The 16,734-nt window shown below is 68.3% G+C and carries 19 protein-coding genes and 1 tRNA gene; 8 read left to right on the top strand and 12 right to left on the bottom strand.

Features of this window, described 5'->3' with window-relative positions; translation table 11 throughout:
- Positions 1-225 precede the first annotated feature (225 nt).
- The 6 genes from AC07U4_RS11130 to AC07U4_RS11105 all read left to right on the top strand — a co-directional run bounded on the left by AC07U4_RS11130 (position 226) and on the right by AC07U4_RS11105 (position 6,478).
- Positions 226-1,323, top strand: coding sequence for a glycoside hydrolase family 43 protein (locus AC07U4_RS11130; protein ID WP_495195445.1), 1,098 nt, complete (start codon positions 226-228; stop codon positions 1,321-1,323).
- An 8-nt stretch (positions 1,324-1,331) separates the two neighbouring features.
- Positions 1,332-2,774, top strand: a complete 1,443-nt coding sequence (gene xylB / locus AC07U4_RS11125; RefSeq protein WP_495195444.1) for a xylulokinase — start codon at positions 1,332-1,334, stop codon at positions 2,772-2,774.
- Positions 2,771-4,081, top strand: a complete 1,311-nt coding sequence (xylA, locus tag AC07U4_RS11120) for a xylose isomerase (RefSeq protein ID WP_495195863.1) — start codon at positions 2,771-2,773, stop codon at positions 4,079-4,081. Before xylB ends, xylA begins: the two co-directional genes overlap by 4 nt.
- Before the next feature lie 100 nt (positions 4,082-4,181).
- A complete protein-coding gene (locus tag AC07U4_RS11115) occupies positions 4,182-5,069 on the top strand; it encodes an alpha/beta hydrolase (protein WP_495195443.1) in 888 nt (295 codons plus the stop codon).
- A 34-nt stretch (positions 5,070-5,103) separates the two neighbouring features.
- Positions 5,104-6,057 (top strand): alpha/beta hydrolase, encoded by a 954-nt coding sequence (locus tag AC07U4_RS11110; protein WP_495195442.1) that lies wholly within the window; start codon positions 5,104-5,106, stop codon positions 6,055-6,057.
- A 52-nt stretch (positions 6,058-6,109) separates the two neighbouring features.
- A complete protein-coding gene (locus AC07U4_RS11105) occupies positions 6,110-6,478 on the top strand; it encodes a VanZ family protein (RefSeq protein WP_495195441.1) in 369 nt (122 codons plus the stop codon).
- A 26-nt stretch (positions 6,479-6,504) separates the two neighbouring features.
- Here AC07U4_RS11105 and AC07U4_RS11100 read toward each other — a convergent pair.
- Together AC07U4_RS11100 and folK are read right to left on the bottom strand one after the other, a co-directional pair.
- Positions 6,505-6,580: transfer RNA gene (locus tag AC07U4_RS11100), tRNA-Lys, on the bottom strand.
- A 20-nt stretch (positions 6,581-6,600) separates the two neighbouring features.
- Positions 6,601-7,077 carry a 2-amino-4-hydroxy-6-hydroxymethyldihydropteridine diphosphokinase gene (folK, locus tag AC07U4_RS11095; protein ID WP_137897545.1) on the bottom strand — a complete coding sequence of 159 codons (477 nt, stop codon included), beginning with the start codon at positions 7,075-7,077 and terminating at the stop codon, positions 6,601-6,603.
- Positions 7,078-7,099: 22 nt separating this feature from the next.
- Between folK and AC07U4_RS11090 the strand changes: the two genes are divergently transcribed.
- Positions 7,100-7,798 (top strand): uracil-DNA glycosylase, encoded by a 699-nt coding sequence (locus AC07U4_RS11090; RefSeq protein WP_052075663.1) that lies wholly within the window; start codon positions 7,100-7,102, stop codon positions 7,796-7,798.
- Here the strand turns inward: AC07U4_RS11090 and aguB are convergent.
- The 5 genes from aguB to AC07U4_RS11065 all read right to left on the bottom strand — a co-directional run bounded on the left by aguB (position 7,786) and on the right by AC07U4_RS11065 (position 13,133).
- Positions 7,786-8,646 carry an N-carbamoylputrescine amidase gene (gene aguB / locus AC07U4_RS11085; RefSeq protein ID WP_495195440.1) on the bottom strand — a complete coding sequence of 287 codons (861 nt, stop codon included), beginning with the start codon at positions 8,644-8,646 and terminating at the stop codon, positions 7,786-7,788. The two genes, AC07U4_RS11090 and aguB, sit on opposite strands and share 13 nt — an antisense overlap.
- Before the next feature lie 73 nt (positions 8,647-8,719).
- The gene (locus AC07U4_RS11080; protein WP_495195439.1) at positions 8,720-9,694 is read right to left on the bottom strand and encodes an agmatine deiminase family protein; all 975 of its coding nucleotides are present in this window, start codon (positions 9,692-9,694) and stop codon (positions 8,720-8,722) included.
- Positions 9,691-11,331, bottom strand: a complete 1,641-nt coding sequence (locus tag AC07U4_RS11075) for a M28 family metallopeptidase (RefSeq protein WP_495195438.1) — start codon at positions 11,329-11,331, stop codon at positions 9,691-9,693. Before AC07U4_RS11075 ends, AC07U4_RS11080 begins: the two co-directional genes overlap by 4 nt.
- Positions 11,332-12,083: 752 nt before the next feature.
- Positions 12,084-12,698, bottom strand: a complete 615-nt coding sequence (rpsD, locus tag AC07U4_RS11070; RefSeq protein WP_038663797.1) for a 30S ribosomal protein S4 — start codon at positions 12,696-12,698, stop codon at positions 12,084-12,086.
- A 168-nt stretch (positions 12,699-12,866) separates the two neighbouring features.
- Positions 12,867-13,133, bottom strand: coding sequence for a hypothetical protein (locus AC07U4_RS11065; protein ID WP_495195437.1), 267 nt, complete (start codon positions 13,131-13,133; stop codon positions 12,867-12,869).
- A gap of 106 nt (positions 13,134-13,239) precedes the next feature.
- Between AC07U4_RS11065 and AC07U4_RS11060 the strand changes: the two genes are divergently transcribed.
- The gene (locus tag AC07U4_RS11060; protein ID WP_038663803.1) at positions 13,240-13,554 is read left to right on the top strand and encodes a chorismate mutase; all 315 of its coding nucleotides are present in this window, start codon (positions 13,240-13,242) and stop codon (positions 13,552-13,554) included.
- Here AC07U4_RS11060 and AC07U4_RS11055 read toward each other — a convergent pair.
- The 5 genes from AC07U4_RS11055 to rpiB are packed head-to-tail and all read right to left on the bottom strand — an operon-like array spanning position 13,524 to position 16,682.
- On the bottom strand, positions 13,524-14,273 hold the full coding sequence (locus AC07U4_RS11055) for an RNA methyltransferase (RefSeq protein ID WP_495195436.1): 750 nt from the start codon (positions 14,271-14,273) through the stop codon (positions 13,524-13,526). The two genes, AC07U4_RS11060 and AC07U4_RS11055, sit on opposite strands and share 31 nt — an antisense overlap.
- Positions 14,270-14,746: a transcriptional regulator NrdR gene (gene nrdR / locus AC07U4_RS11050; protein WP_038663810.1), complete on the bottom strand. Its 477-nt coding sequence runs from the start codon at positions 14,744-14,746 to the stop codon at positions 14,270-14,272. The genes AC07U4_RS11055 and nrdR overlap by 4 nt, the downstream gene beginning before the upstream one ends.
- 8 nt (positions 14,747-14,754) lie before the next feature.
- Complete coding sequence (locus AC07U4_RS11045; protein ID WP_166753199.1) at positions 14,755-14,928, bottom strand: small multi-drug export protein; 174 nt, start codon at positions 14,926-14,928, stop codon at positions 14,755-14,757.
- Positions 14,929-14,932: 4 nt separating this feature from the next.
- Complete coding sequence (glyA, locus tag AC07U4_RS11040) at positions 14,933-16,243, bottom strand: serine hydroxymethyltransferase (protein ID WP_495195435.1); 1,311 nt, start codon at positions 16,241-16,243, stop codon at positions 14,933-14,935.
- A 4-nt stretch (positions 16,244-16,247) separates the two neighbouring features.
- Positions 16,248-16,682 (bottom strand): ribose 5-phosphate isomerase B, encoded by a 435-nt coding sequence (rpiB, locus tag AC07U4_RS11035; RefSeq protein WP_495195434.1) that lies wholly within the window; start codon positions 16,680-16,682, stop codon positions 16,248-16,250.
- Positions 16,683-16,734 lie beyond the last annotated feature (52 nt).

Below are 16,734 nucleotides of genomic sequence, written 5' to 3'. Positions count from 1 at the left end.
TCAAACGGACGGATCGGGCGCGCGGGCGAGACCGACCCCGCCATCGATCCCGAATCGGCACGATCCCGATCCGCTCGCCAACCGAAATCCGAACCTACAGCCGGGCTCGACCGCGGCGGAACGGCTTGCGAATTCGCGAACGGCCTCATATGGTAGCGCTATCCCGCATTCGCGGCATCGCTCCAGGCCTCGTCAGAAGGCCGTCACTAGGAAGGATCATCGGCCATGAGGCTTCGTCTCGCCCTCTGCCTGACCGCCGCCACGCTCGGCGCCACCGCCACGCTCGCGATCGCGCAGGTCGCCAAGCCCGCGCCCGCCGCCGAGCCGCGCAGCCCCGAGGGCAAGCGCTATCTCAGCCAGCCGCTCGTCAAGAACCTCTATTTCGCCGACCCTTCGGCGCACGTCTTCAACGGCAAGCTTTACGTCTACCCGAGCCACGACGTCGACGCCGGCATCCCCGACGACGATCTCGGCACGCAATATGCGATGCACGACTATCGCGTGCTCAGCATGGATCGCATCGGCGGCCCGGTGACGGTGCATCCGGTGGCGATCGACGTGAAGGATATCCCCTGGGCCTCCAAGCAGACCTGGGCGCCCGACGCCGCCTATAAGAACGGCACCTATTATCTCTACATGCCGGCGCGCGACAAACAGGGCGTGTTCCGCATCGGCGTCGCCACGTCGAAGTCGCCGACCGGCCCGTTCAAGGCCGAGCCGGCACCGATCAAGGGCAGCTTCTCGATCGATCCCGCGGTGTTCACCGACACCGACGGCCAGAGCTACATGTATTTCGGCGGCATCTGGGGCGGCCAGCTCCAGCGCTGGACCACCGGCCGTTTCGATCCGAACGCCGGCGACACCGACATGAAGCAGGACGACAAGCCCGCTTTGTCGCCCAAGATGGCGCGCCTGTCGGCCGACATGAAGCAGTTCGCCGAGCCGCCGCGCGATGTCGTCATCACCGACGAGGCGGGCAAGCCGGTGCTCGGCGGCGACCATGACCGCCGCTTCTTCGAGGCGTCGTGGGTGTTCAAGCGCGGCGGCAAATATTATTTCACCTATTCGACCGGCGACACTCATTTCCTCAATTATGCGATCGGCAGCACGCCCTACGGGCCGTTCCGCTATACCGGGCATATCCTGTCGCCGGTGCAGGGCTGGACGTCGCATCACTCGATCGTCGAGTTCAAGGGCAAGTGGCTGCTGTTCTATCACGACACGCAATTGTCGAATAAGAACTATCTGCGCTCGGCCAAGGTCGCCGAACTGACCTTCAACGCCGACGGCACGATCCGTCAGCTCGACCCCTTCAAGAACTGAGCGGCGGCATGTTTCTCGGCATCGATATCGGCACGTCCGGGGTCAAGGCGGTGGTCCTCGACACCCACGGCAGCGTCGTCGGCCAGGGTACCGCCGCGCTGACCGTGCAGCGGCCGCAGCCGCTGTGGTCGGAACAGGACCCCGAAGCCTGGTGGCAGGCGACGACCGCCGCGGTGCAGGCGATCGATCCCGAGGTGCGCCGCGCGGTGCGCGGCATCGGCCTCGCCGGCCAGATGCACGGCGCCACCCTGCTCGGCGCCGACGACCGGCCGCTGCGTCCGGCGATCCTGTGGAACGACGGCCGCTCGCACGCCGAATGCGTCGAGCTGGAAGCGGCGGTGCCCGAATTGCATGACATCGCCGGCAATCTCGCGATGCCCGGCTTCACCGCGCCCAAGCTGCAATGGGTCCGCCATCACGAGCCGGAGGTGTTCGCGCAGATCGCCACCGTGCTGCTGCCCAAGGACTATGTCCGGCTGCAGATGACCGGCGAGAAGCTCTCCGATATGTCCGACTCGGCGGGAACGTTGTGGCTCGACGTCGCCGGCCGGCGCTGGAGCGATACGTTGCTCGCCGCCACCGGCCTCACCGAAGCGCAGATGCCCGCGCTGGTCGAGGGCAGCGCCACCGCCGGCCGCCTGCGTCCCGACGTCGCCGAACTCTGGGGCATGGGCAGCGTGCCGGTCGCCGGCGGCGGCGGCGACAATGCCGCCGGTGCGGCGGGCGTTGGCGCGGTGCGTGATGGCGATGCGTTGCTGTCGCTCGGCACCTCGGGCGTGATCTTCGTCGCCACCGATCGTTTCCGCCCCAATGTCGCGGGTGCGGTCCATGCCTTCTGCCACTGCCTGCCCGATATGTGGCACCAGATGGCGGTTCACCTGTCCGCCGCCTCGTGCATCGACTGGGTCGCCAGGATCACCGGCGCGGCGGGCGCCGCGGACCTGTTCGCGCGCGCCGAGCGCGCCGGACCGGGTGCCGGGCCGGAGCTGTTCCTCCCCTATCTCTCCGGCGAACGCACCCCCCATAATGACGCGCAGGTCCGCGGCGCCTTCCTCCGGCTCGACAACGACACCGGTCCCGACCGGCTGGCGCAGGCGGTGCTGGAGGGCGTCGGCTTCGCGCTCGCCGACGGCATCCGCGTGCTGCGCGACGCCGGCACGACGATCGAGCGCCTCTCGGTGATCGGCGGCGGTGCGCGCTCGCGCTATTGGGGCGAAACGCTCGCCGCGACGATGGACGTCGAGCTCGTCTACCTGCAAGGCGGCGAGGTCGGCCCGGCGCTCGGCGCCGCGCGCCTCGCCCAGCTCGCGGTCGACGGCGGCAGCCCCGCCGACGTCTGCCAGGCACCCCCCGTGTCCCAGGTGATCACCCCCGATCCGGCGCTCGTCGAGCGCCTCGCTCCCAAGGGCGCCGCCTTCCGCGATGCCTATCCCCGCATAAGGACCCTCTGATGGCTGACTTTTTCGCCGACATCCCGCAGATTCGCTACGAAGGACCGGATAGCGACAACGAACTCGCCTACCGTTTCTACGACAAGAACCGCGTCGTGCTCGGCAAGACGATGGAAGAGCATCTGCGCTTCGCCGCCTGCTTCTGGCACACCTTCTGCTGGCCCGGCTCGGACGTGTTCGGCGGCGGCACCTTCAATCGCCCGTGGCATCGCGGCCCCAACGACAGCGCCGCCGCGGCCGAGAAGCGTGAGGTCGCGTTCGACTTCTTCCAGAAGCTCGACGTTCCCTTCTATTGCTTTCACGACGTCGACGTGATGGCCGATGCCGCCAACGTCACCGAACATCGCCGCTATTTCGCGGAAGCCGTCGACCACCTCGAGAAGCTGCAGGCTTCGTCGGGCCGCAAGCTGCTGTGGGGCACCGCCAATCTGTTCAGCCACCCGCGCTTCGCCGCCGGCGGCGCGACCAACCCCGATCCCGAGGTCTATGCCTTCGGTGCGATGCAGGTCCGCGACGCGCTCGAAGCGACGCATCGCCTCGGCGGCCAGAACTACGTCCTCTGGGGCGGTCGCGAGGGCTATGAGACGCTGCTCAACACCGACATGAAGCGCGAGCTCGACAATTTCGGCCGCTTCCTCAGCCTCGTCGTCGAGCACAAGCACAAGATCGGCTTCACCGGCACGATCCTGATCGAACCGAAGCCGCACGAGCCGACCAAGCACCAGTATGACTTCGACACCGCGACGGTGTACGGCTTCCTCAAGCGCTACGGCCTCGAGAACGAAGTGCGTGTCAACATCGAGGCGAACCACGCCACGCTGTCGGGCCACACCTTCGAGCATGAGATCGCCACCGCCGGTGCGCTCGGCATCTTCGGCTCGATCGACGCCAACCGTGGCGATCCGCAGAACGGCTGGGACACCGACCAATTCCCCAATTCGGTCGAGGAACTGACGCTGGCGATGGTCGAGATCCTGCGCGCGGGCGGCTTCACCACCGGCGGCTTCAACTTCGACGCCAAGGTCCGTCGCCAGTCGATCGACGCGATCGACCTGTTCCACGGCCATGTCGGCGGCATCGACGTGGTCGCCAAGGGCCTGCTCAACGCCGCCGCGCTGATCGAGGACGGTCGCCTCGACGCCGCCAAGACCGAGCGTTACGCGGGCTGGACGGGCGAGTTCGGCGGCAAGATCGCCGACCTCGACCTCGCCGGCATCGCCGATCTCGCGATCGAGCAGAACATCGATCCGCAGCCGCGCTCGGGCGGTCAGGAGCGGCTCGAGAATCTGATCAACCGTTTCCTCTAAGCCGCGCGTGTCCGGCCCCGCACGGGGCCGGACGCCTCCCCGGCCTGGCCGGGACCCCGGAACGTCGAACACGGCGACCGGACACATTGGGAGAGTGATGATGCGCCGAGCCTTTGCCTTGGCGGTCCTGCTGGCGGCGGCACCGTTGCCCGCGCAGGATCCGGCCCCGCAACAACCGCCCAGTTACACCGCGATCAAATTGTGGCCCGACGGTGCTCCCGGATCGCGCGCGCGCCGGCAGGAGGCCGAGGTCGCCCGCGATTACTGGGTGCGCAACATCCACGACCCCTCGCTGATCGCCTTCCCGGCCGATCCCGCGCACCGCAACGGCGCCGCGATCGTCATCATGCCCGGCGGCGGTCACAAATTGCTCGTCTGGACCAACGAGGGGACCAAGGTCGCCACCGCGCTCAACCGCATGGGCATCACCGCCTTCGTTCTCAAATACCGGCTCGCGAACGAGCCCGGCTCGAAATATTCGGTCGAGGGCGACGCCGCCGACGATGCGCGCCGCGCGATGCGCTGGGTGCGCGCGCATGCCGCCGATTACGGCATCGACCCCGCCCGCGTCGGCGCGATGGGCTTTTCCGCCGGTGGCGAACTGGTGTCGCAGATCGCCGACAATCCCGAACCCGCCGGCCGCCTCGCGGTGGATGCGATCGACCGCCTGCCCGCGCGTCCCGATTTCCAGGTGCTCGTCTTCCCCGGGCCCCGCGGCATCCCCGCCAAGGCGATCGCCGGCGCGCCGCCCGCCTTCATCGTCGCGGGCAGCCGCGACGCCTGCTGCGCGCCGCCCTCGGTCGCGCTCTACGAGCAATTGCGCAAGGCGGGCGTGTCGGCGGAACTGCATATGTACGCCGACAGCGATCACGCCTTCAACCTCGACGAATCGAACCGGATCTCGATCCTGCACTGGCCCGACCGGCTCGACGACTGGCTGGCGGACAGCGGCTGGCTGTCGCCGCGGCCGCGCGCCGGCGGCAAATGACCCATAGCGACACCGATCATCAGGGAGAGCGAACATGAGACACCGTATCCACGCCGCCGCGATCGCCCATCTGCTGCGGCCGATCGGAGCCGGCATCCTCGCCGCCGTCACGCTGACCGCGCCCGTTCAGGCGCAGAACGACAAGATGGTGCCGATCCCCACCCCGGCACAGCCGGGCGCGATCACGCTCGATACCGGCAAGCTGCCCGGCGCGACCGCACCGGAGGCCTGGCACAGCCAATATGGCAGCGTCTTCACCCGCAACGTCACCGTCGCGACGCTGACCCCCTTCCTGCCCGATCCCGCCAGGGCGACCGGTGCGGCGGTCATCGTCGCGCCGGGCGGCGGCTTCCGCACGCTGTCGATGGAGAATGAGGGCTGGGACGTCGCCCGCGCGCTCGCCGCCAAGGGCGTCGCCGCCTTCGTGCTCAAATACCGGCTCAACCCGACACCCGCCGACATGCCCGGCTTCGAACGGTCGATGGCCGAGATCTTCGCGCCCGGCGCCCGCCCGCCGCGTCCGCGCGCCGACGCGATGGCCGCCGGCCTCGCCCCGCAGATCGCCGACGCGCGCGCCGCCTTCGCACTGGTCCGCAAGCGCGCCGCCGAATGGCACGTCGACGCCGACCGGATCGGCATGATCGGCTTCTCCGCCGGCGCGATGCTGACGATGGCGACGACGCTGACCGGCGGCGATGCCAGGCCTGCCTTCATCGGCAACATCTATGGCCCGCTGACGGCGGTCACCGTGCCCGCCGACGCGCCGCCGATGTTCGTCGCGCTCGCCGCCGACGATCCGTTCTTCGCCAATAACGGCTTCGGCCTGATCGACAGCTGGCGCACCGCCAAGCGCCCGGTCGAATTCCACCTGTTCGAACAGGGCGGCCACGGCTTCGGCATGTATCCTAAACCGACGACCAGCACCGGCTGGTTCGAGGAATTCACCCGCTGGCTCGACATGCATGGCCTGCTGAAGCGTCGCGGCTGATCCGCCCGCCCGCCGGTGGACGCGCGCCGCCGGCGGACGTAGGGCGCGCATCATGGTTGGTTTCTCGCAGGCGCGCGTCGCGCCGATCGCACGCTTGCTGTTCTGGGCTGCTCTCCTCTTCGCCTTGGTCATGGCGCTGTCGCCGCGCCCGCCGATCACCGTCGAGGTCATGGACAAATGGCAGCACATGGCCGCGTTCGGCGCGCTCACCGCGCTCGCCTGCGCCGCCTGGCCGCACGCGCCGCTGTTCCGCATCGCCGAACGGCTGAGCTTTCTCGGCGCGATGATCGAGCTGGTCCAGTCGATCCCGGCGCTGCACCGCGACTGCGACATCATGGACTGGGTCGCCGACACCGCGATCATCCTCGGCGTCGTCCTGGTGGTGGCCGCCGCGCGAACCGGCCGCCCGCGCCGGCTGTGAGCGGACGCCGCCGCCGGCACTATCGATGGTGGGTCCGCCGGGGCTCGAACCCGGGACCTCTCGATTAAAAGTCGCTTGCTCTACCGACTGAGCTACGGACCCCCGCCATCGATCCGGGGCACCTAGGGGCGGGGACGCGGTCGGTCAACTGCATGTGCCAATTGTCGAACACTTCGCGCCTGCGGCGGCACGCGCCAGCCCGGCGCGATCCGCGCGAGCGGCCCCAGCACGAAGCCGCGCGCGGATAGCGCCGCATGCGGCACGGTCAGCCGCGGATCGCGCCAGCTGCCGCCCGACCAGAGCAGGATATCGAGGTCGATCACCCGCGCCCCCCAGCGCCGCCCGCGCCGCCGCCCGAACGCCGCCTCGATCCCCTTGAGCCGCGCGAGCAGCACCGGCGGGGTCTCGTCGCTGGCGATCAGGATCGCGGCATTGGCGAAGCGGCGGATCGACGGCCCGAGCGGTGCCGAGCCGATCACCGGCGACGCCGCGACCAGCCCGCCGATCGCCGCGATCGCCGCGCGCACCTCGTCGGCGGGGCCGCCGTGTCGCCCGCGCCGGTTCGATCCGATCCCGATCGCATAGATTGCCGTCGCCATCCCGGGGCTTTAGGCGAAAGCGATGACCTTCGATACGCTCGCGCCCGACATCGCCACCGACCTGCCCGTCCCCGATCCGCTCGCCGCGGTCGAGCCGCCGCACGACTGCCCGCGCTGCCCGCGGCTGGTCGCCGCACGAGAGGCGCTGCGGCTGGACAACCCCACTTGGTGGAACGCCCCCGTCCCCGCCTTCGGCGATCCCGAGGCATGGCTGGCGATCGTCGGCCTCGCGCCGGGGCTGCACGGCGCCAACCGCACCGGGCGGGCGTTCACCGGCGACCATTCGGGCGCCCTGCTGTTCGCGACGCTCGGCAAGCTCGGCCTCGCCACCGGCACCTTCGCCAATCGCGTCACCGACGATCTGGCGTTGACCGGGGCGATCGTCGTCAATGCGGTCAAATGCCTGCCGCCCGCCAACAAGCCGACGCCGGAGGAGATCCGCACCTGCCGCCCGTTCCTCGACGGCGAGATCGCGGCGCTGCCCAACGTGCGCATCGTCGTCGCGCTCGGTCAGATCGCGCACCAGTCGGCGGTCAAGGTGATGGGCGGACGCCTGCCCAAGGCCAATTTCGCGCACGGCGCCGAGCATCGCATGCCCGACGGTCGCATCCTGCTCGATAGCTATCACCCGTCGCGCTACAACCAGAACACCGGCCGGATCGACGAAGCGATGTTCGAATCGGTGTTCGCTCGCGCCGTGGCGCTGCGTCAGACGTCCTGAACGAGCCGTCCGTACAATTCGGGCCGGCGATCGCGGAAGAAACCGAAGGCGGCGCGGTGGCGCTTGACTCGTTCGAGATCGAGCGTCGCGACGATCACGCCTTCCTCGTCACGACCCAGGTCGGCGAGCACGTCGCCGCGTTCGTCGACGATGAAGCTGGTGCCGTAGAAATGCTGGCCGTGCTCCGTGCCGATCCGGTTGGCGGCGATGACCGGCACGACGTTGGACACGGCATGGCCGACCATCGCGCGGCGCCACAGCCGTGCGGTGTCGAGGCTGGTGTCATGCGGCTCGCTGCCGATCGCGGTCGGGTAGAACAGCACCTGCGCGCCCATCAGCATCAGCGCGCGCGCGGTCTCGGGATACCATTGGTCCCAGCATACGCCGACGCCGAGCGTCCAGCCCGGCGCGGTCGGCGGCGCCGGCCAGACCTTAAAGCCGGTATTGCCGGGGCGGAAGTAGAACTTCTCCTCGTAACCGGGGCCGTCGGGGATGTGGCTCTTGCGATAGACGCCCTGCACCTCGCCGTCGGGGCCGATCATCGCGAGGCTGTTGTAATAATGCGGCCCGTCCGCCTCGAAGAAGCTGGTCGGGATCGTCACCTTGAGCGCCTCGGCGAGCGCTTGCATCGCCAGCACCGCCTTGTGCTCGCGCACCGGCGCGGCATTGGCGAACAGCCCCTCGTCCTCGACGCGGCAGAAATATTCGCCCTCGAACAATTCGGGCGGCAGGATCACCTGCGCGCCCCGCCCCGCCGCCTCGCGCACGAGGCGCGAGACGTTGGCAATGTTCGCATCGATATCGTCGGAGAAGGCGAGCTGCAGCGCGGCGACGGTGATCTGGGTCATGCGCGCCACATAAGGGGGCGGGAGCGAGTCGTCACCCCTCGCATGCGGTTCGGACGCCCGCCCCCTGTCGGGCTCAAATCCCCGCCGGGATCTGCTGGCTGATACAGTGGAAGCTGCCGCCGCCGGTCAGGATATGGTCGGCGCGCAGCCCCACCGCCTCGCGATCCGGGAACAGCGCCTGCACCGCACGCACCGCGGCCTCGTCATTCTCCGCACCGTACAGCGGCACGACCACCGCGGCATTGCCGATGTAGAAGTTCATATAGCTCGCCGGCACGACCTCCTCGTCGCGCAGCACGCGGCCCGGCGACGGGATCGTCACCACCTCCAGCCCCGCCGCGCGCGCGTCGCGCAACGCATGCTGGTAGACCTGCCAATTGGGGTCGTTCTCCGCCGCTTCCGGCAGCGCCAGTTTCCCCTCGCCGACGAAGCGGGCGAGATTGTCGACATGGCCGTCGGTATGGTCGTTGAGCAGCCCGTCGCCCAGCCACACCACCTTGGTCAGCCCGAGGTCGTCGCGCAGCCGCGCCTCGATCTGCGCCTTGTCGAGCGTCGGGTTGCGGTTGGGGTTGAGCAGACATTGCTCGGTCGTCACGACGACGCCGGTGCCGTCGCCGTCGATCGCGCCGCCTTCGAGCACCCAATTGCAGTAACCGACGCGGCGACCGCGCTGCTTGGCGAGGCGCAGGCCGATCGTATCGTCGCCGGGCAGATCGTATTTGGCGCCCCAGCCGTTGAAGCCGAAGTCGCAGGCCTCGCCATTACCGAGCAGGATCGGGCCGGTATCGCGCAGCCAGATGTCGCCGAACGGCTCGACCACCACCTCGGCGAACGGCGCCATCGTCCGCGCCGCCGCGCCCGCCTCGGCATCGGCGGCGACGAGGATCACCGTCTCGCCGCGGCCCTCGGCATGCACCGCGCGGGCGAAGGCGGCAACTTCGGCGCGGGCGGGGTCGAGATCCTCCTCCCACAATTCGGGATGGCTCGGAAAGCCGATCCATACGGCGTCATGCGGTGCCCATTCGGCGGGCGGCGGAACGACGGTCACTTCGCGGCTCCCAGGCTGGCGCGGCTCTTGTCGCGGATCGCACGGAATTCGTCGCCTGGCGTCCAATTGGGCCAGTCGCGGCCGTCGGCGAGATCGCGCGCGATCATATAATAGAGGCCGACGTCCTGCTGCACGCCGCTCCAGTCCCAATTGGGATCATATTCGTCGGAGGGCGCATGATAGCGATTCTCCTCGTAGTCCTTCGCCGCCGCCTGACCCGCGGCGAGCCCGCCCTTCACCAGATTCTGGCCGGTCTCGAAATAGACCATCGGCACGCCGTGCTTGGCGAGGCTGAAATGGTCGGAGCGATAATAGAAGCCCTTCTCCGGCGTCGGCTCGGGCGTCGCGGTGCGGCCCTGCCGCTTGAGCGCGGCGGTAAGATAGCCGTCGAGCTGCGACTTGCCCGGCCCGATCACGATCACGTCCTTCGACGGGCCGTACATGGCGAGCGCATCCATATTGGCGCCGCCGACCGTCTTGGCGAGCGGATAGACCGGGTTCTCGCCATAATAAGCCGAGCCGAGCAGCCCCGATTCCTCGGCGGTCAGCGCGACGAACACCATCGAGCGGCGCGCCGGCCCGGCCTTGGCATTGGCCTCGGCGAGCGCGACCAGCGCCGCGGTGCCGTCGGCATTGTCGACCGCACCGTTGCAGATGTCGTCGCCGTTGACCGGGGTGCAGCGGCCGAGATGATCCCAATGCGCCGACAGCAGGACATATTCGTCCGGTGCCTCGCGGCCGGGCAGGATGCCGACGACATTGTGCGAGATCTGCTTCTTGATCTGGTTGTCGAAGCGCACCGACGCCTTCAGCCCGAGCGGCACCGGCTTGAAGCCCTTGACCTTCGCGGCGGCGGCGAGGCTATCGAAGTCCTTGCCGGCGCTGGCGAACAGCGCACGCGCCTTGTCGAGCTGCATCCAGCCGTGCGCGGCGGTGTCGTCCATATGGCCGTTGGCGGCATCGGCGACATGCGCCGCGCCGGTGTTGCTCGACTGGACGACGTTCCAGCCATAGGCCGCAGGCTCGGTCTGGTGGACGATGATCACCGCGGCCGCGCCCTGCCGTGCCGCTTCCTCATATTTGTACGTCCAGCGGCCGTAATAGGTCATCGCACGGCCGTTGAACGGGCCGGTCAGCCCCGGCGTCTGCCAGTCGGGATCGTTGATGAGGACGATCACCGTCTTCCCCTTCACGTCGAGCCCGGCATAATCGTTCCAGCCCTTCTCGGGCGCGACGATGCCGTAACCCGCGAAGACGATGTCGCTGTCCTTGACGTCGATATGCGGCGTGACGCGATAGGTGCCGACCACCATGTCCTTGCCGTAAGCGAGGGCAAGCGGCGTCTTGCCGCCGGTGATGGTCAGCGGCGTGACGTTCTGCGCGGTGATCTCGACCAGCGGCACGTCCTGCAACCAGCTGCCCTTGTTGCCCGGCTTCAGGCCCGCCTTGGCGAATTGCTGTTCGAGATAGGCGAGTGTCTTCTCCTCGCCGGCGCTACCCGGCGCGCGACCTTCGAAGGCGTCCGACGACAGCGTCCTGGTGACGGCCTTCATCGTCTCGACCGAGATCGGCGGCGCGGATTGGGCGAGCGCCATGCCGGGCGTGGCAAGCAGGGCCGCAAGAACGAAACGACGCATCGATTACTCCGCATGGATGGCAGCGTGGCCGGTCTTTTGCCGCCGGTGGGCGGGCTTGTCCACGGTCCGGGCCGCGGGACGGTACAGGTTTCGCGCGCAGAGACGCAGAGACGCGGAGGTGTGCCGCAGCCGCGCCGAAGGCGCTTCTCTTCCAGAGGCGAAAAGCAGGCAACGAAGCCTCCCGCGGATCACCTCCGCGTCCCTGCGCCTCTGCGCGCAAAATCGATTCACGCGAAGACGCGAAGACGCGAAGAGAAAGAACGAGGGCCACACCCGCGGTGATCGATGCGTCCACCCCCAAGCGGAACACCGTCGCGTCTTCGCGCCTTCGCGTGAACCAAAAAGAGCGGCCCGCATGGACCGCCCCTTCCAAATCTAAAAATGGCAGCAGGCCGGTCTTCTGCCGCCGGTCGCGTGCTTGTCCACGATCCGGGTCACGGGACGGAGAAGGTTTTGCGCGCAGAGACGCAGAGACGCAGAGGTGTTCCGCCAGCGGCGCCGAAGGCGCTTCTCCTCCGACGCGAAAAGCAGGCGACGAGGCCTCCCGCGGATCACCTCCGCGTCTCTGCGCCTCTGCGCGCAAAATCGATCCACGCGATAACGCGAAGAGAAAGAACGAGGGCCACACCCGCGGTGATCGATGCCTCCACCCCCAAGCGGAACACCGTCGCGTCTTCGCGTCTTCGCGTGAATCAAAAAGGGCGGCCCGCAAGGACCGCCCCTTCCAAATCCGAAACCGGAAGACCCGAAAATCAGCGCGAGTAGAACTCGACGACCAGGTTCGGTTCCATCTTCACCGGGTAAGGCACCTCGTCGAGCGTCGGCACGCGGACGAAGGTGATCTTGGCGTTGCCGTCCGGCGCGACGTAATCGGGGATTTCACGCTCGGCGAGGTTCTGCGCCTCGAGCACCAGCGCCATTTCCTTGGCCTTGCTGCCCAGGGTGATCTCGTCGCCGACGAAGCAGCGGCGCGACGCGATGTTGCACTTCACGCCGTTGACGCGGATGTGGCCGTGGCTGACGATCTGGCGCGCGGCGAAGATCGTCGGCGCGAACTTGGCGCGATAGACGATCATGTCGAGACGCTGCTCGAGCAGGCCGATCAGGTTCTGGCTGGTGTCGCCCTTCATGCGGGCCGCTTCCGTGTAGCAGGCCTTGAACTGCTTCTCGGTGACGTCGCCGTAATAGCCCTTGAGCTTCTGCTTGGCGCGCAGCTGGATGCCGAAGTCCGACACCTTGCCCTTGCGGCGCTGACCGTGCTGACCCGGGCCGTATTCGCGCTTGTTGACCGGGCTCTTCGGCCGGCCCCAGATGTTCTCGCCGAGACGACGGTCGAGCTTGTGCTTGGCGCTATGGCGCTTCGACATGATATTTCCTTGGCAACTGAAACGACGTGATCCCGCCCCATGGCAAGCCATGCGGCGGGGTTGATCCCGGTATCGCTCTGCTGATCCCTTGCGGGGGCAGGCCGTCCGCTTCACCGGGGTGCGGGGGCTGTTGCGAAGGCGGCCGCCTAGATGCTGGCGCTTATCCTGTCAAGGACGCAGCGCCTGCGGGATCGTCATGTTGCGCGCGGCATTGGCCCGGCGCGCCGTGTCCCAATTGTCGCCGTTGCGGGCGTCGATGACGGCCCATTCACCACGGGTGAAACAGGTCTGGTGCGGCATGATCGATCCGATCGGTGCTTCGCGACGACAGATCCGCTTGGCCTTCGCCGTGGGCGCGGGCGACGGCGTCGCCGCTGGCGCGGCATCCTGCGCGCCGGCAGACAGAATCATCGCGGCAATGGCGAAAGCGAACATGGCGACCCTCCCTGATACGGCAGCAAAGGTGACACGATCCGTCCGGCAAGGGAAGATGGCGACGCCACGAACTCGACATCCGTGGCGGCGGCGATAAGGAAGCGCGATGACCACGCCCCCTGCCCCGGCACTGGCCGGCCCCGATTGCACGACGATGATCGAGGTGCGCGCCGGCGTCGACGCGCTCGATCGCGAGCTGGTCGCGCTGCTCGCCCGCCGTTTCGCCTATATGGACGCCGCGGCGCGCATCAAGCCGGAGCGCGGCCACGTCCGCGACGAGGCCCGCAAGGCACAGGTCATCGCCAATGCCCGCGCCGAGGCGGAATCGCTCGGCCTGCCCGGCGCGGTCATCGCCGATCTGTGGGAGCAGCTCGTCGAGGCGTCGATCGCCTACGAACTGGCGTCGTTCGACCGGCGCTGAGCCTCGACCCGGCGTTCCTTGGCGCCGTCCAGCGCCGACAGCACGCCGCGCACCGTCCGCACCTCCTGCGACGACCAGCCCGGCTTGGTCAGCAGCGTGCGCAGCGTCCGCCGCGTCTGGAACACGCGCTCGGGCGGGAAGAAGAAATTGGCGCGCTCCAGCATGTCGTCGAGCTGGAGGATCATCCCCTCCAGTTCCTCATGCGGTGCGGGCGGCTCGATCGGGTTGATCGACGGCTGCGCCAGCGCCTCGCCCTTCGACCATTCATAGGCCACCAGGATCACCGCCTGCGCGAGGTTGAGACTGCCGAACTCCGGGTTGATCGGCACGGTGACGATCGTCCGCGCCAGCGCGACGTCGTCGGTCTCCAGCCCCGATCGCTCCGGGCCGAACAGGATCGCCGACCGCTCCGGCGCGGCGTGAATGTCGCGCGCCGCGATCTCGGGCGTCACCACCGGCTTGGTGATGCCGCGCTTGCGCACCGTCGTCGCATAGACGTGCGCGCAATCCGCCACCGCCTCGGCGACGCTGTCGAACACCTGCGCATCGGCGAGCACGCTGTCGGCGCCGCTCGCCGCCGGCCCGGCCTGCGGATTGGGCCAGCCGTCGCGCGGGCTGACCAGCCGCATGTCGGTGAGCCCGAAATTGAGCATGGCGCGCGCCGCCTTGCCGATGTTCTCGCCCAATTGCGGGCGAACGAGGACGATGACCGGCTTCATTCGGCGCGCCCCGCCTGCTCGACCGTGCCGGCGAATTCCTCGAAGTCGCGCGCCTCGCTGAAATCGCGATAGACGCTGGCGAAACGGATATAGGCGACCGAATCGAGCCCCTTGAGCCCGTCCATCACCATCTCGCCGATCCGCTTCGACGACACTTCGCTCTCGCCCTGCGTCTCGAGCTGGCGCTGGATCCCGCTGACCAGTTTCTCGATCCGCACCGGCTCGATCGGCCGCTTGCGCGTCGCGATCGAGACCGAGCGCAGCAGTTTCTCGCGGTCGAACGGCTCGCGCCGCACCCCGCCGCTGCCGGTGCTCTTGATCACCCACAGGTCGCGGAGCTGGATGCGCTCGAAGGTGGTGAAGCGCGCCGCGCAGCCCTCGCACTGGCGCCGGCGCCGGATCGCCGCCCCGTCTTCCGTGGGGCGGCTGTCCTTCACCTGGCTGTCTTCATGGCCGCAGAACGGGCAACGCATTCAGGCGATCAATCCTTGCGCTTGGCATAAGCGACGCCCGCGCCGACCAGCGCACCGAGCACCGGGCCGACGAAGGGGATCGGGATCGCCACGACCGCGCCGATCGCGCCATATTTGGCCATCTTCTTGCCGAGGCCGGGGGTGTTCTTGACGGTCGCCTGGACCTCTTCGATCTTCGACATGGTGTTATCCTTCGTAGATGGGGAAGCGTGCGCACAGCGTGCGTACACGCTGCCGAACGTTCGCCTCGACCTCGGGGTCCCCATGTTCGCCCTTCTTGGCCAAACCGTCGAGCACGTCGGCGACCATGTTGCCGATCTCGCGGAATTCGGCGGGGCCGAAGCCGCGCGTCGTGCCGGCGGGCGAGCCGACGCGGATACCGCTGGTCTTGACCGGCGGCAGCGGATCGTTGGGAATGCCGTTCTTGTTGCAGGTGATGCCGGCGCGCTCCAGCGCCTCGTCGGCGTCCTTGCCGGTGGTGCCGAGCGGGGTGAGGTCGATCAGCGCGAGATGCGTGTCGGTGCCGCCCGAGACGACGTCCGAGCCGCGCTCCTTCAGCGTCGCGGCGAGCACCTTGGCGTTCTCGACCACCGCGGCGATATAGCTCTTGTAGCCCGGCTGGAGCGCCTCGCCGAACGCGACCGCCTTGGCGGCGATGACGTGCATCAGCGGCCCGCCCTGCAGCCCCGGGAACACCGCCGAGTTGATCTTCTTGGCCAGCGCCTCGTCGTCGGTCATGATCATGCCGCCACGCGGCCCCCGCAGCGTCTTGTGCGTCGTCGTGGTGACGACGTGCGCATGGCCGAACGGTGTCGGATGCAGGCCGGCGGCGACGATGCCGGCGAAATGCGCCATGTCGACCATGAAATAGGCGCCGACCTTGTCGGCGATCTCGCGGAAGCGCGCGAAGTCGATCGTGCGCGGATAGGCGCTGCCGCCGGCGATGATGAGCTTCGGATTATGCTCGACAGCGAGGCGCTCGACCTGATCGTAATCGATCAGATGCGTCACCGGATCGACGCCGTACTGGATTGCGTTGAACCACTTGCCGCTCATCGCCGCGCGTGCGCCATGGGTGAGGTGGCCGCCGGCGTCGAGGCTCATGCCGAGGATCGTCTCGCCCGGCTTGACCAGCGCGAGCATCACCGCGCCGTTCGCCTGCGCGCCCGAATGCGGCTGGACGTTGACGAAGCCGCAGCCGAAGATCTGCTTGGCCCGCTCGATCGCGAGGCTCTCGACCTCGTCCGACGGCGCGCAGCCCTGATAATAGCGCTTGCCCGGATAGCCCTCGGCATATTTGTTGGTGAAGACCGAGCCCTGCGCCTCCAGCACCGCCTTGGAGACGATATTCTCCGACGCGATCAGCTCGATCTGCGTCTGCTCGCGCTCCAGTTCGTGCGCGATGCCGGCGAACACCGCCGGATCGGCGTCGGCGAGCGCTTGGCTGAAGAAGCCGGTGTGGCGGATATCGCTGAAATCGGTGGGCTGGGTGCTCATGGGATCAGTCCTTTCGCGACAATTTGTCGACGCGGTTCTGGTGACGGCCACCCTCGAACGGGGCGGCGAGGAAGGCCTCGAGACAGGCCTTGGCGAGATCGGGACCGATCAGCCGCGCGCCCATCGCGAGGACGTTGGCGTCGTTGTGCTGGCGCGCCAGCGCCGCCGACAGCGGTTCGGAGACGAGTGCGCAGCGGCAGGCCGGCTCGCGGTTGACCGCGATCGAGATGCCGATCCCCGATCCACACAAAGCGACGCCGAAATCGGCCTCGCCCGCCGCGACGGCGCGGGCCAGCTTGTAGCCGTAATCGGGATAATCGACGCGCGCATCAATGTCCGGCCCGAGATCGATCGCCGCATGGCCGAGCGTGCCGGCATGATCGACCAGCAGCGCCTTCAGCGCGACGGCGGCGTGATCGGAGGCGAAGGCGATGCGCAAGGGTGACGTCCCGTGACGATGATGGGCGGTCAGGGCGCCTTAGCGGGGGACA

The sequence above is a fragment of the Sphingomonas sp. GW821-FHT02B09 genome (assembly GCF_059421875.1).
This window is presented reverse-complemented; position numbering and strand designations above follow the sequence as displayed.

What these genes read in the sequence shown, in the direction of transcription:
- AC07U4_RS11130 (WP_495195445.1), top strand. Translation starts at nt 226, where the DNA reads ATGAGGCTTCGTCTCGCCCTCTGCCTGACCGCCGCCACGCTCGGCGCC.
- xylB (WP_495195444.1), top strand. Translation starts at nt 1,332, where the DNA reads ATGTTTCTCGGCATCGATATCGGCACGTCCGGGGTCAAGGCGGTGGTC.
- AC07U4_RS11115 (WP_495195443.1), top strand. Translation starts at nt 4,182, where the DNA reads ATGCGCCGAGCCTTTGCCTTGGCGGTCCTGCTGGCGGCGGCACCGTTG.
- AC07U4_RS11110 (WP_495195442.1), top strand. Translation starts at nt 5,104, where the DNA reads ATGAGACACCGTATCCACGCCGCCGCGATCGCCCATCTGCTGCGGCCG.
- AC07U4_RS11105 (WP_495195441.1), top strand. Translation starts at nt 6,110, where the DNA reads ATGGTTGGTTTCTCGCAGGCGCGCGTCGCGCCGATCGCACGCTTGCTG.
- folK (WP_137897545.1), bottom strand. Translation starts at nt 7,077, where the DNA reads ATGGCGACGGCAATCTATGCGATCGGGATCGGATCGAACCGGCGCGGG.
- AC07U4_RS11090 (WP_052075663.1), top strand. Translation starts at nt 7,100, where the DNA reads ATGACCTTCGATACGCTCGCGCCCGACATCGCCACCGACCTGCCCGTC.
- aguB (WP_495195440.1), bottom strand. Translation starts at nt 8,646, where the DNA reads ATGACCCAGATCACCGTCGCCGCGCTGCAGCTCGCCTTCTCCGACGAT.
- AC07U4_RS11075 (WP_495195438.1), bottom strand. Translation starts at nt 11,331, where the DNA reads ATGCGTCGTTTCGTTCTTGCGGCCCTGCTTGCCACGCCCGGCATGGCG.
- rpsD (WP_038663797.1), bottom strand. Translation starts at nt 12,698, where the DNA reads ATGTCGAAGCGCCATAGCGCCAAGCACAAGCTCGACCGTCGTCTCGGC.
- AC07U4_RS11065 (WP_495195437.1), bottom strand. Translation starts at nt 13,133, where the DNA reads ATGTTCGCTTTCGCCATTGCCGCGATGATTCTGTCTGCCGGCGCGCAG.
- AC07U4_RS11060 (WP_038663803.1), top strand. Translation starts at nt 13,240, where the DNA reads ATGACCACGCCCCCTGCCCCGGCACTGGCCGGCCCCGATTGCACGACG.
- AC07U4_RS11055 (WP_495195436.1), bottom strand. Translation starts at nt 14,273, where the DNA reads ATGAAGCCGGTCATCGTCCTCGTTCGCCCGCAATTGGGCGAGAACATC.
- nrdR (WP_038663810.1), bottom strand. Translation starts at nt 14,746, where the DNA reads ATGCGTTGCCCGTTCTGCGGCCATGAAGACAGCCAGGTGAAGGACAGC.
- AC07U4_RS11045 (WP_166753199.1), bottom strand. Translation starts at nt 14,928, where the DNA reads ATGTCGAAGATCGAAGAGGTCCAGGCGACCGTCAAGAACACCCCCGGC.
- glyA (WP_495195435.1), bottom strand. Translation starts at nt 16,243, where the DNA reads ATGAGCACCCAGCCCACCGATTTCAGCGATATCCGCCACACCGGCTTC.